Source organism: Xanthomonas graminis pv. graminis (genome assembly GCF_030168915.1).
Classification (GTDB): domain Bacteria; phylum Pseudomonadota; class Gammaproteobacteria; order Xanthomonadales; family Xanthomonadaceae; genus Xanthomonas_A; species Xanthomonas_A translucens.
Genome location: NZ_CP076255.1, coordinates 2,658,679 through 2,669,943, shown reverse-complemented (window position 1 = coordinate 2,669,943; position 11,265 = coordinate 2,658,679). Strand labels below are relative to the sequence as shown.

General features: G+C 68.4%; 9 protein-coding genes. 1 reads left to right on the top strand and 8 read right to left on the bottom strand.

The annotated features are described in order from the left end of the window. Positions 1-316: 316 nt before the first annotated feature. From KHF85_RS11515 to KHF85_RS11485, 7 genes are all read right to left on the bottom strand, one after another. On the bottom strand, positions 317-910 hold the full coding sequence (locus tag KHF85_RS11515; protein ID WP_003472459.1) for an LOG family protein: 594 nt from the start codon (positions 908-910) through the stop codon (positions 317-319). A gap of 34 nt (positions 911-944) precedes the next feature. Beyond that, positions 945-1,133: a hypothetical protein gene (locus KHF85_RS11510; protein ID WP_284566780.1), complete on the bottom strand. Its 189-nt coding sequence runs from the start codon at positions 1,131-1,133 to the stop codon at positions 945-947. A gap of 81 nt (positions 1,134-1,214) precedes the next feature. After that, the gene (gene lpdA, locus KHF85_RS11505; RefSeq protein WP_284566779.1) at positions 1,215-2,654 is read right to left on the bottom strand and encodes a dihydrolipoyl dehydrogenase; all 1,440 of its coding nucleotides are present in this window, start codon (positions 2,652-2,654) and stop codon (positions 1,215-1,217) included. A gap of 138 nt (positions 2,655-2,792) precedes the next feature. Then, positions 2,793-4,007 (bottom strand): dihydrolipoyllysine-residue succinyltransferase, encoded by a 1,215-nt coding sequence (sucB, locus tag KHF85_RS11500; RefSeq protein WP_284566778.1) that lies wholly within the window; start codon positions 4,005-4,007, stop codon positions 2,793-2,795. Between the two features lie 44 nt (positions 4,008-4,051). Beyond that, on the bottom strand, positions 4,052-6,877 hold the full coding sequence (locus KHF85_RS11495) for a 2-oxoglutarate dehydrogenase E1 component (protein ID WP_284566777.1): 2,826 nt from the start codon (positions 6,875-6,877) through the stop codon (positions 4,052-4,054). Positions 6,878-7,059: 182 nt separating this feature from the next. Next, positions 7,060-7,962, bottom strand: coding sequence for a GNAT family N-acetyltransferase (locus KHF85_RS11490; RefSeq protein ID WP_284566776.1), 903 nt, complete (start codon positions 7,960-7,962; stop codon positions 7,060-7,062). Positions 7,963-7,972: 10 nt separating this feature from the next. Continuing rightward, positions 7,973-9,211, bottom strand: a complete 1,239-nt coding sequence (locus KHF85_RS11485) for a ribosomal protein uL16 3-hydroxylase (protein ID WP_284566775.1) — start codon at positions 9,209-9,211, stop codon at positions 7,973-7,975. Positions 9,212-9,433: 222 nt separating this feature from the next. Here KHF85_RS11485 and KHF85_RS11480 point away from each other — a divergent pair, with 222 nt between their 5' ends. Next, on the top strand, positions 9,434-10,564 hold the full coding sequence (locus KHF85_RS11480) for an OmpA family protein (RefSeq protein WP_284566774.1): 1,131 nt from the start codon (positions 9,434-9,436) through the stop codon (positions 10,562-10,564). A gap of 51 nt (positions 10,565-10,615) precedes the next feature. Here the strand turns inward: KHF85_RS11480 and KHF85_RS11475 are convergent, their stop codons facing one another. Continuing rightward, positions 10,616-11,254, bottom strand: coding sequence for a DUF3060 domain-containing protein (locus KHF85_RS11475; RefSeq protein WP_284566773.1), 639 nt, complete (start codon positions 11,252-11,254; stop codon positions 10,616-10,618). Between the last annotated feature and the right edge of the window lie 11 nt (positions 11,255-11,265).

Sequence of the window (11,265 nt, the reverse complement as noted above, 5' to 3'; positions counted from 1 at the left end):
GCCGCCGCTGCAGAAGGGAACCCGGTAAATCAAAAGCAGCAGCAACAGCAAGAGCAGCAGCGACAGCGACAGCAACTAGCCTGGCAGAAGCCCCTTGTGGGAGCGACTTCAGTCGCGACGAATGCAGTGGGAAATCTCCAGACTTCATAGCGCACCGACCCGCGCTCCGAAGTCCCTGTAGGAGCGGCTTCAGCCGCGACAGACGTCGCCCGCATGCGGCGGACTGTGCGGCTTATCGGGGCTGAAACCTCTACCGGGGATGCTAGGCGTGTTGCCAGGCGCCCTGGGGTTGCAGCTGTTTTAAGAGCGGCGGGCTTCAGCGCAGCGCGTTGCGGCGCTTTTCGTCGATCCACTTCGATGCTTGCGCGGGGGTGTAGTCGTGCATCCAGGCCAGCATGGTGTCGATGTCGTTGCCGTACCACAGGTCGGCGCGCTGGTCCGGGTGCAGGAAGCGCTCGGCGACCATGCGGTCGATCATGCCGATCAGCGGCGCGTAGAACGCTTCCACGTCCAGGAATGCGCAGGGTTTGTTGCCGATGCCGAGCTGGCGCCAGGTCAGCATCTCGAAGATCTCTTCCATCGTGCCGAAGCCGCCAGGCAGGGCGATGAAGCCGTCGGACAGGTCGAACATGCGCGACTTGCGCTCGTGCATCGAGCCGACGATTTCCAGTTCGGTGAGGCCGCGGTGCGCCACTTCCCAGTCGGCCAGTTGCTTGGGAATCACCCCGGTGACCTGGCCGCCGGCGGCGAGTACCGCATTGGCCACGGTGCCCATCAGCCCGACGTTGCCGCCGCCGTAGACCAGGCGCAGGCCCTGCTCGGCGATGCGCGTGCCCAGCGCGGTGGCGCGCTCGGCGTAGGCGGGTTTGTTGCCGGCGTTGGAGCCGCAGTAAACGCAGATCGATTTCATTGAGCTTTTTCCGTCGATGCGACCGGGAGGTCGGTCATTCAGTCGGTGTCCGTTCTTGTTTTTTGCTCTTGGCGCGCAGCAGCCACGCCACGCCGATGGCGACGAACATCGCGCCGCATCCGGCAAAGGCCAGCTGCCTGCCGATCGCGGCGGCGGCGAAGAACATCAGGCCGGCGGCGACGAACACAATGCCGCCGAGGGAGGTGTGGAGTGGAACTGCCATGGCGGGGTTCCTTCACTGGGAAACGCAAGAAGGCTTCGTCGCGAGACGAAGCCTTCTGCAACGACCAGCTACCGAGGTGGCTCAATTGGCTTTATGGATCGCCCGCTTGCTCACTGCCATCGCGGCGTCGTGGATCGCCTCGGATAGGGTCGGGTGGGCGTGGCAGATGCGCGCCAGGTCGTCGGCCGAGCCGTTGAACTCCATCGCCAGCACGCCTTCGTGCACCAGTTCGGAGACGCCGACGCCGACCAGGTGCAGGCCCAGCACGTGGTCGGTCTCGGCATGCGCGATGACCTTGACGAAGCCGGCCGGCTCGCCCATCGCCACGGCGCGGCCGATGGCGGCAAACGGGAAGCTGCCGGTCTTGTACGGCACGTCCTCGGACTTGAGCTGCTGCTCGGTCTTGCCGACCCAGGCGATTTCCGGCTCGGTGTAGATGACCCAGGGGATCGTGTCGAAGTTGACGTGGCCGGGCAGGCCAGCGATCAGTTCGGCGACCGCGATGCCTTCCTCGAAGCCCTTGTGCGCCAGCATCGGCCCGCGCACGCAGTCGCCGATCGCCCACACGCCATCGACGCCGGTGTGGCAATGCGCATCGACTTCGATCTGGCCGCGTTCGTTGAGCTTGACCCCGGTGCCTTCGGCCAGCAGGCCCTTGGTCGCGGCGCGGCGGCCCACGGCCACCAGTAGCTTGTCCACGGTCAGGCTCTTCTCCCCTTCGCCATCGGTGTAGGTGACGACGACTTCCTGCTTCTTGCCCTTGCCGGTGACCTCGGTCTTGGAGACCTTGGCGCCCAGCTGGATGTCCAGGCCCTGCTTCTTGAATTCCTTCAGCGCGGTCTTGGCCACTTCGGCATCGGCCAGGGCCAGGAAGTCCGGCAGCGCCTCGAGGATGGTGACCTCGGCGCCCAGGCGCTTCCACACGCTGCCCAGTTCCAGGCCGATCACGCCGGCGCCGATCACCGCCATGCGCTTGGGCACTTCGCTGAAGTCCAGCGCGCCGACGTTGTCGACGATGCTGGCGCCGTCGAACTTGGCGAACGGCAGTTCGATCGCATCCGAGCCGGCGGCGAGGATCACGTTGGTGCCCTTGAGCTCGACGATGCTGCCGTCGTGTTGCTTGACCTTGACCACGTTGCCCGCCTGCAGCTCACCGAAGCCGTAATACGGGGTGATCTTGTTCGCCTTGAACAGCATCGTGATGCCGCCGGTGAACTGTTTGACGATCTTGTCCTTGCGCCCGACCATCGCCGCGACATCGATCTTGGCGTCCTTGAAGCTGATGCCGTGCTCACCGAACAGGTGGCCCATGTTCCAGAACTGGCGCGAGGAATCCAGCAGCGCCTTGGATGGGATGCAACCCACGCGCAGGCAGGTGCCGCCCAGCGCCGGCTTGCCGTCCTTGCCCAGCGCCGCGTCGATGCAGGCGACCTTCATGCCCAGCTGGGCGGCGCGGATTGCCGCGTGATAACCGGCCGGACCGGCACCGATGACGACGACGTCGAAATGTTGTTCTGACATGTTGCGGGAGTCCTGTGCTTTTGCGGGACTCGGGACTCGGGACCCGGGACCCGCAAAGCTATCGCCTGCATGTCCCGCGTCCTGCTTGATCTGCATTGCCGAGTCCCGAGTCCCGAGTCCCGCGTCCCGGCAGCTGGATTACAGGCCGAACAGCATCCGGCCCGGGTTTTCCAGCTGGTTCTTGATGTCGACCAGGAACTGCACCGAGTCCTTGCCGTCGATGATGCGGTGGTCGTAGGACAGCGCCAGGAACATCATCGGCGCGATCACGACCTGGCCGTTCTCGGCGATCGGACGCTCCTTGATCGCGTGCATGCCCAGGATCGCGCTCTGCGGCGGGTTGATGATCGGGGTGGACAGCAGCGAGCCGAAGGTGCCGCCGTTGGTCACGGTGAAGGTGCCGCCCTGCAGTTCTTCCAGGCTCAGCTTGCCGTCGCGCGCCTTCTTGGCGTAGTCGGCGATGCCCTTCTCGATCTCGGCGAACGACTGCCGCTCGACGTTGCGCAGCACCGGCGTGACCAGGCCCTTCTCGGTCGAGACCGCGATCGAGATGTCGCTGTAGCCGTGATAGATGATGTCCTCGCCGTCGATCGAGGCATTGACCAGCGGGAAGCGCTGCAGCGCGTTGGCCGCGGCCTTGACGAAGAAGCTCATGAAGCCGAGCTTGATGCCGTGGGCCTTCTGGAATTCGTCCTGCAGTTCCTTGCGCGCGGCCGAGACCTTGGCCAGGTTGACCTCGTTGAAGGTGGTCAGCATCGCGGTCGAGTTCTTCGACTGCATCAGGCGCTCGGCGATGCGCTTGCGCACGCGGGTCATCGCCACGCGCTCTTCCGGACGCGCGCCGGCGGCCTTGCCGGCGCCGCCGTTCTTGGCGTAGTTGAGGATGTCTTCCTTGGTGACCGCGCCGCGGCGGCCGGTGCCATCGACCTGGGCCGGATCCACGCCTTCGGTGATCGCTGAGAAACGCGCGCCCGGGGGCAGGCTGGAGACGTCGCCGGCGGCCTTGGCCGACTCGATCTTGGCCGCCTTCGGCGCTTCGGCGGCTGCGGCTTTCGGTGCGTCCGGCGCGGGTGCGTCGGCGACCTTGGCCGCGGTCGGAGCCGCCGCGGCGGTGGCGCCTTCCTCGATGATCGCCAGCAACTGCGAGCTGGTCACGGTGGCGCCGGCCTCGAACTTGATCTCCTTCAGCACGCCATCCACCGGGGAGGGCACTTCCAGCACGACCTTGTCGGTTTCCAGGTCCACCAGGTTCTCGTCGCGCTTGACCGCGTCGCCGGCTTTCTTGTGCCAGCTGGCGATGGTGGCATCGGATACGGATTCGGGCAGTACCGGAACTTTGACTTCGGTGGCCATTGCAGGGAGCGTCCTAGTGGGGTCTTTTGGAAGGGGAAGGCGGGTTATTCAGCGACTTGGTCGTTGAACGGATTCAATAGCGCGTCGGCGACCAGCTTCAGCTGCTCTTCCAGATGCTCGGCGAAATGGCCGGCAGCGGGAGACGGCGAGCGCGGGCGGCCGGCGTAATGCAGGCTTTGCGCGTCGGCCAGGCAGGCCTGCAGGTGGTGCTTGATCTGGTACCAGGCGCCCTGGTTCTGCGGTTCTTCCTGGCACCAGACCAGGTCGGTGGCGTTGCCGTAGCGCTTCAGCTCCGCGGCCAGCAGCTCGCGCGGGAACGGGTACAGCTGCTCCACGCGCAGGATGGCGACGTCGTCCTGGCCGCGCTTGGTCTGGTCCTCGAGCAGGTCGTAGTAGACCTTGCCCGAGCAGGCCACCACGCGCTTGACTCGCTTGGGATCGGCCTTCGCATCCGGGATCAGGTGCTGGAACTCGCCGTCGGCCAGTTCTTCCAGGCTCGACACCGCCAGCTTGTGGCGCAGCAGCGACTTGGGCGTCATCACCACCAGCGGCTTGCGCGTGGTCATGCGCATCTGCCGGCGGATCATGTGGAAGCACTGCGCCGGCGTGGTCGGCACGCACACCAGCATGTTCTCCAGCGCGCACAGCTGCAGGAAGCGCTCCAGGCGCGCGGAGCTGTGCTCCGGGCCTTGCCCTTCGTAGCCGTGCGGCAGGAACAGCGACAAGCCGCTGATGCGGCCCCACTTGGCTTCGCCGGCAGCGATGAACTGGTCGATCACCACCTGCGCGCCGTTGGCGAAATCGCCGAACTGCGCTTCCCAGATGCACAGCGCATTGGGATCGGTGGTCGAGTAGCCGTACTCGAAGCCCATCACCGCTTCCTCGCTGAGCAGCGAGTCGATCACGGTGGCGTCTTCCGGGTTCTCGACCAGCTGGCGCAGCGGCAGGTAGTAGCTGTCGGTCTTCTGGTCGTGCAGGATCGCGTGACGGTGGAAGAACGTGCCGCGGCCGGCGTCCTGGCCGACCAGGCGCAGCTTGTGGCCCTCGCCGAGCAGGGTGGCGTAGGCCAGATTCTCGGCGAAGCCCCAGTCGCCCGGCAGGTCGCCGGCGGCCATCTTCACCCGGTCCTCGTAGATCTTGCCCACGCGCGGGTGCAGCTCCACGCCGGCCGGGATCGTGGTGATGATCTTGGCCAGCTGGTCCAGGGTCTTGCGCTTGACCGTGGTGTCGACCTTGTCGGCGAGCTTGCCGGACAGGTAGTTGCTCCAGTCGATGGCGAATTCGTCCGGCTTGCGGGTCGCCAGCTCGGTGGTGTATTCGCCCGAATCGAGCTTGTTGCGGTAGCTGTCGACCAGCGCCTGCGCCTCGCCCGACTGGATCACGCCCTCGCTTTCCAGCTGCGCGGCGTACAGTTCGCGGGTGGTCTTGTGCTTGCGGATGGTCTGGTACATCACCGGCTGCGTCGCCGCCGGCTCGTCGGCCTCGTTGTGGCCCCAGCGGCGGTAGCAGACCAGGTCGATGACCACGTCCTTCTTGAACTGCTGGCGGAAGTCGTAGGCCAAGTTGGCCACGAACGCCACCGCGTCCGGATCGTCGCCGTTCACATGGAACACCGGCGCGCCGATCATCTTCGCCACGTCGGTGCAGTACAGCGTGGAGCGGGCGTCGTCGCGGGCGCTGGTGGTGAAGCCGATCTGGTTGTTGATGACGATATGCACGGTGCCGCCGACCGCGAAGCCGCGCGCCTGCGACATCTGGAACAGCTCCATCACCACGCCCTGGCCGGCGAACGCGGCATCGCCATGGATCACCACCGGCAGCACCGTCTTGCGCGCGGCGTCGCCGTAGCGCTCCTGGCGCGAGCGCACGCTGCCGACCACGACCGGGTCGACGATTTCCAGGTGAGAGGGGTTGAACGCCAGCGCCAGGTGCACCGAGTTGCCGTTGGCCACCGCCACGTCGGCGGAGAAGCCCATGTGGTACTTGACGTCGCCGGTGTGCGCGCGATCGTCGTGGGCATGCTCGAACTTGCCTTCGAACTCGTCGAACAGCTTGCGCGGGTTCTTGCCCAGGGTGTTGACCAGCACGTTGAGGCGGCCGCGGTGGGCCATGCCGACCACGATGTCCTTGACCGCATCGGCGCCGGCGCGGCGCACCACCACGTCCATCATCGGGATCAACGCATCGCCGCCTTCCAGCGAGAAGCGCTTCTGGCCGACGTACTTGGTGTGCAGGTAGCGCTCCAGGCCTTCGGCGGCGGTGATCCGCTCCAGCGTGCGGCGGCGGCTGTCGGCATCGGCGGCGATGTTGCCGCCGGCGTTCTCCAGCCGCTGGTAGATCCACTGGCGCTGCTCGAATTCGGAGATGTGCATGAATTCGGCGCCGATCGACCCGGTGTAGGTCGCCTTCAGCCGTGCCAGCAGGTCGCGCAGCTTCATCCGCGGCTGGCCGCCGAGGCCGCCGGTGCTGAACTCGCTGCCCAGGTCGCTTTCCGACAGGCTGTGGAACGGCAGGCCCAGGTCCGGCGGATTCACCGGCGGGGTCAGGCCAAGCGGGTCCAGGCGCGCGCCGAGGTGGCCGCGCGAGCGGTAGGCGGTGATCAGCCGGCCGACATGGCGTTCGCGCTCGTCGCCGCCGGGGCTGGTGCCGCTGTTGGCGGCCTGCCGCGCTGCGCTGGCGATGTGGGCGATGACCGCGGAGTGGGGAACGTCACCGGCATCGCGGCCCTGGAAACCGTCGAAGTAGGTCTTCCACTTGGGGTCGATGCTGTCGGGAGAGACCAGGTACTGCTCGTACAGGTCTTCGATATAGGCGGCATTGCCGCCGGCGAGTTGCGATGACTGCGCAAACTGCTTTAGGAGATTGTCCACGATGGTGGGGTCGGGTCGCTTTGGTGGGTTGGCTGACGGCTGGAACCGGCGGACGCGTGGCCCGCGCTGGCGTAATCAAGCAAAAAAATTATACCCCCATGACGTAGCCAGGGTGTGCATTTCGGAGACATGGGGGCGATGTCGGGTTCATTCACTGCGCCATCGGCCGCCGCGACGCGGCGCTACCAGCCCAGCGCGCGCAGCTCGGTGCAGTCGCGCGAACGCTCCCAGACCCGCGCGAACGCGTCGCGCAGCTGGCGCGCGCGGCCGCCGCCGAGCAGGTCGGTTTCGCCGTCGTAACGGTGACCCAGCGCACGGAAGTAGTAGCCGCCGCCATCGTCGACCAGGTAGGCGGTGGCATCGCCGCGATCGACCGGATCGACCACTTCGCGGAACCGGAACACGCTGGGCAGGCGCTGCGCCAGGGCCAGCAGCGGCGCGGCGGCGCGCTGTGCGGCGGCCGCGTCGTGCAGCAGCACGCGCACCTGCTTGTCGTGCGCGGCCACCGCGAAGCGGCGCAGTTGCGCGAGCAGCGGCGGACTGTCCAGCAGGCCCGGATCCAGCGCGCGGCTATAGATCAGCAACTGGCGCCGCGCCTGCGCGACCACCGCGGTACTGGCTGCGATCGCCGCGGCGGCGTCCTCCACTGCGGCGGCGCTATTGAGCAGCCGCTGCATCGGCTGTGCTTCGCCAGCGCTGCCGGCGCCGCGCGCGCCGACCGGCAGGAAGCCGTGCCGCGCATAGAAGTCGAGCGCGGCCGGTGGCGCCTGCAGCTCCAGCCGCGGCCAATGCCGGCGCCGCGCTTCCTGCAGCAAGGCGGCCAGCAGCGCGCTGCCGACGCCACGGCCGCGCCAGGCCGGCAGCACCGCCATGCAGTCGATGCGCCGCTCTGGGCCGAGCCGGGCGCTGCCGAGCGGCTGGCCGTCGCCGGCGCGGGCCAGCACGTGGTAGCTCAGCGCATCCAGGGCCTGGTCAGCCGCATCCGCAGGCGTCGCCAGGCCGGCCTGCGCGCGCAGCGCACGCAGTTCGCCGGCCTGACGGGCCGGGTCGAGCGTTTCGATGCGCAAGCCTGGGGCGGCGGGCATGGCGGGCGGCTCAGTCCTGCGCGTGGGCATCCTCGTCGCCGCGGTCGGGTTCGTCCAGCGGCTGGTAGAAGCCAGCCTCGACCAGCTGCAGCAGGGTGTCGCGGCCGGCGGCGGACAGCGCCGCGTAGTCGCCGCCGTCGAGCTGCTCGGCCGCGGCCAGGCGCCGCGCGTCCTTGATCGGCAGGGCGAATTCCAGGCCGCTGCAGAACAGGGTGGCGCCGCGCGTGGCCCGGCGCCAGGCCGGCCGCGCCCACGGGTGGCGCTGCAGGATCAGGCCCTGTTCGAGGGCCGCGGCCACTTCCTGCGGCGCCGGAGGGTGGGTCGGCGGCAGGATTTCGCCGGCGGCACGGTAGGTGGTGATGAAGCGGCCGAACCAGGCGCCGAGGCGGTCGGGGTCGTTCATGCGCAGCGCGTTCAGCGCCTCGACCACGCGGCCCATCGCCGCCGCGTCGATCTCGTACGGATCGGCCGGTACCTGCAGGTCCTCGTCGTGGTAGCGCAGCGCTTCGTCGGCGCCGTCGATCAGGGTGTCCAGGTAGTCGCCGATCAACTCGGCCGAGGACGGCGCGCGCGTGCCTACCGAGAAGGTCAGGCAGGCGTCTTCGGCGACGCCGTGGTGCGGCACCAGCGGCGGCAGGTACAGCATGTCGCCGGGGCCGAGCACCCACTCATGGGTGGGGCTGAAGCTGCGCAACAGCTTCAGTTCGACGTCCTCGCGGAAGTCGGTCGGCGGCGCGGTGCGGCCCATCGAAGCGCTGGCGTCGATCTGCCAGCGGCGGTGGCCGTGCGCCTGCAGCAGGAACACATCGTAGTGGTCCACGTGGGCGCCGACCGAGCCGCCGGGGGCGGCGAAGCTGACCATCACGTCGTCCACGCGCCAGCGCGGCAGGAAACGGAACTGCTCGAGCAGGGCGCGGATGTCCGGGTCCCATTTGTCCACGTCCTGTACCAGCAAGGTCCAGTCGTGGTCGGGCATGCCCGGGAATTCGCTTTCCTGGAACGGCCCGCTGCGCACGCTCCAGCGGTCGTTGCCGCGTTCGTGCACGATCAGCCGCGACAGCGCGGCCTCTTCGCAGGCCAGGCCGGCCAGATCGCCCGGCTCGATCGGTGAGACGAAGCCGGGGAAGGCGTTGCGGATCAGCAGCGGGCGCTTGTGCCAGTAGTCGCGCAGGAAGCGCGCGGCGGGCATGCCCAGCGGCTGTTGCCGGGTGGCGTCGATTTCGATCGGGAACGAGGCGGGTTTGGTCATGGGCAGGCGGTCCGGCAGGGGCGAGGCCGACAGGGAGGCCGGCGATGGCCGCCATTGTCGCCCAGCCCGCCGCAGGCTGTGTTGTCCGTGCGCATGGCGGCGGCTGCGGCGGCGTGCCTGCGGGCGCCGTGCCGTTGCAGTTCGCCCGCCGGTGCGGCGCCGGTTTGACAAGCGGCCTGCGCGCAGGCTGAAGTGCGCGCCTCAGGACCAGGAGGGAAGGGAATGCGTTCACTGCCGATCTTGCTGTCGTCGTTGTTGTTGGCCGGGTGTGGGGCCGCGGACAAGCCGGCTACGCCGTCCGCGCCGGCAGCTGCCGCAGCCAAGACGTCCGCCACGCCCGACACCACGCCCGCCGCTGCGGCGGACGTGCCGGAGTTCCCGGCCATTCCGCTGATCGTGGTCCCGGAAATCCTCGGGGTGACGCCTGCGCAGCGTGCGCTGGAAGCGTCGATGAAGGGCGCGTTGGATCCGATGCAGGGCGTCAGCATCGCGCCGGCGCGCTGCGGCACCGATGGCGTGCTGGTCAACGATGCCGGCATCACCGGCGTCGATGCGCAGGGCAATCTGCTGCGCAACGGCGAGGACGGCCTGTTCAAGATCAACGCCGACGGCAGCGGCACGGCCAACTTCGAAGGCGGCCTGGTCCAGGTCAACGCCGACGGCAGCGGCACCATCAACGGCACGGTCGGCGACGGCGAGGACGCGATCGTGCGGGTGCAGGCGGATGGATCGGGCAGCTACAACGGCCCGGCCGGCCTGATCACGCTGGACGGCCGGGGCGCAGGCACCTGGAACGGCGGCAGCGGCCTGATCCAGAACAATGGCGACGGCAGCGGCACCTGGAACGGCGAGCACGAAATGATCCGCAACAACGGCGACGGCACCGGCATGATCGGCACGCCCGGGCGCAAGGTGGCGATGGCGCCGCTGTCCAAGGTGCCGCCGGCCGGGCGCTTCCCGCCGCTGCGCAAGTTCGCGCCGCCCGGCGCGCCATGCGGCTATCTGATCACCTTGAACGATCGGGTCCTGTTCGACTTCGACAAGTCGCAGATCCGCGCCGATGCCGCAAAGGTGCTCGACACGCTGGCGACCGCGCTCGGCACCGTGCAGGCGCGCGACCTGGAAGTGGGCGGGCATACCGACAGCAAAGGCGGCGACGACTACAACCAGGCCTTGTCCGAACGCCGTGCCGCGGCGGTGCTCGAGGCGCTACGGGCGCGCGGACTGGCGCTGAAGGCGTCCGCCAAGGGCTACGGCGAATCGCGTCCGGTGGCGCCGAACCAGTTGCAGGGCCAGGACAATCCCGCCGGGCGGCAGTTGAACCGGCGCGTGGAGATCTTCGTCAGGACCTGAGCGCGGTGCGCGGTCCGGCCGCGAGCGGCCGGCCGCGTGGCGTCGGCACGCTCAGTTGCCGGCGATCTGATTGTCGCGGCCGTAGTCCTGGACTTGCGCCGTGCCGGTTTGCTGGGTGAGCTGGTTCTTGCTGCCTTGCAGGGTCGCCGAACCGATGGCGACCGCGCGCAGCTGGTTTTCGTCGCCCGGCACCGCCAGCGTCTCGATGCGGCCCATCTGCAGGTTGCCGTGGCGGCCGAACAACTCGACGTTCTTGGTGTCGCTGCTCATGACCACCTGCGCGTTGTCGCCGACCACGCGCACGCCTTCGGCATGCTCGATCTGCAAGGTGCCGTTCGCGCCCAGCAACGCGATCATGCCGCACTGTCCGCGCAGCACGAGCCGGGCATCGCGGCCGGTGATGTCCAGGTTGTGGCCGTCGCAGTCGATCGTGCCGCTGGTCGAGGTCACCAGCAGCGTCGGACGTTCGCCGTTCGGCTGGCCGCTGGCCTGCGCGTCGCCCGTCGCTGGTGCCGACATGCTGGGGACTGCAGGCACCGGCGCGATCGATGTCGCGGCCGTCGTGGCGGCGGCAGGCGCGGCCGCTGCAGGTGTGGTCGCAACGGCGGCATCGGTGCCGGAGGGCGAGGGCTGCTGTGTGCAGGCCGCCAACGCCAGCAGCGGCAGGCAGAGAAACAGATTCCGCGTCATCGCATATCTCC

Coding starts and splice junctions, on each gene's coding strand:
- sucB (WP_284566778.1), bottom strand. CDS start 4,007: ATGGCCACCGAAGTCAAAGTTCCGGTACTGCCCGAATCCGTATCCGAT.
- KHF85_RS11475 (WP_284566773.1), bottom strand. CDS start 11,254: ATGACGCGGAATCTGTTTCTCTGCCTGCCGCTGCTGGCGTTGGCGGCC.
- KHF85_RS11510 (WP_284566780.1), bottom strand. CDS start 1,133: ATGGCAGTTCCACTCCACACCTCCCTCGGCGGCATTGTGTTCGTCGCC.
- KHF85_RS11485 (WP_284566775.1), bottom strand. CDS start 9,211: ATGACCAAACCCGCCTCGTTCCCGATCGAAATCGACGCCACCCGGCAA.
- KHF85_RS11490 (WP_284566776.1), bottom strand. CDS start 7,962: ATGCCCGCCGCCCCAGGCTTGCGCATCGAAACGCTCGACCCGGCCCGT.
- KHF85_RS11515 (WP_003472459.1), bottom strand. CDS start 910: ATGAAATCGATCTGCGTTTACTGCGGCTCCAACGCCGGCAACAAACCC.
- KHF85_RS11480 (WP_284566774.1), top strand. CDS start 9,434: ATGCGTTCACTGCCGATCTTGCTGTCGTCGTTGTTGTTGGCCGGGTGT.
- lpdA (WP_284566779.1), bottom strand. CDS start 2,654: ATGTCAGAACAACATTTCGACGTCGTCGTCATCGGTGCCGGTCCGGCC.